General features: G+C 49.6%; 1 protein-coding gene. It reads left to right on the forward strand.

The genetic code is table 11. The annotated features are described in order from the left end of the window. Positions 1 to 748: ATP-binding protein (locus R7Q11_RS25990; RefSeq protein WP_263857199.1), on the forward strand; the 748-nt coding region annotated here is incomplete at both ends.

The following is a 748-nucleotide window of genomic DNA, read 5'->3' on the forward strand; positions in this document are numbered from 1 at the left end:
AAGATCCCGCCAGGTCTAGTCGGAGACCCGCTACGTATCCAACAAATTTTGACCAACTTGGTGGGGAACTCCATTAAGTTTACTGAGCGCGGAAACATCGATGTTAGCGTCGAAATGCGTTCACAAGCAGGTGACTCGGTTGAGCTGCAATTTATGGTGCGAGACACCGGTATCGGTATTTCAGAGCGTCAACAAGCGCAGTTATTCCAAGCATTCAGCCAAGCGGATGCCAGCATCTCTCGTCGATATGGTGGTACGGGTCTGGGCTTGGTTATCACCCAGAAACTGGTTAGTCAGATGGGCGGCGAAATCAGTTTGACCAGTCGTCTTCACCAAGGTTCGACATTCTGGTTTACGCTTCGCCTCAACTCGACAGAAATGCCAATGAGCGATCTGATTGAAGTCGAGCTACTAACAGGCAAACAGTTGCTGTTGGTAGAACCAAACATGCAAGCGGCATCGGTGACTCAGCAGATCTTGAGTCAAGAAGGTATTCTCGTGACCTATCGTTCTTCCTTACCAGAGAACGAAGAGCACTACGATTACGTATTGCTGAACTTGGCAGCTAACCAAACTTATGACGAGCAATCAGTCGCTGCTTGGATTGAGCAAGCGAAGCGCATGGCGCCAAGTGTCATCATGGGTACACCGAGCACCGAATTAGCGCTTGCCGACCAAATCATGACCGAGCATCAAATCCAGTGCTTAACCAAACCGCTATCTCGCCGTAAGCTGCTGCAAAGTTTGA

The organism is Vibrio sp. 970 (genome assembly GCF_033339075.1).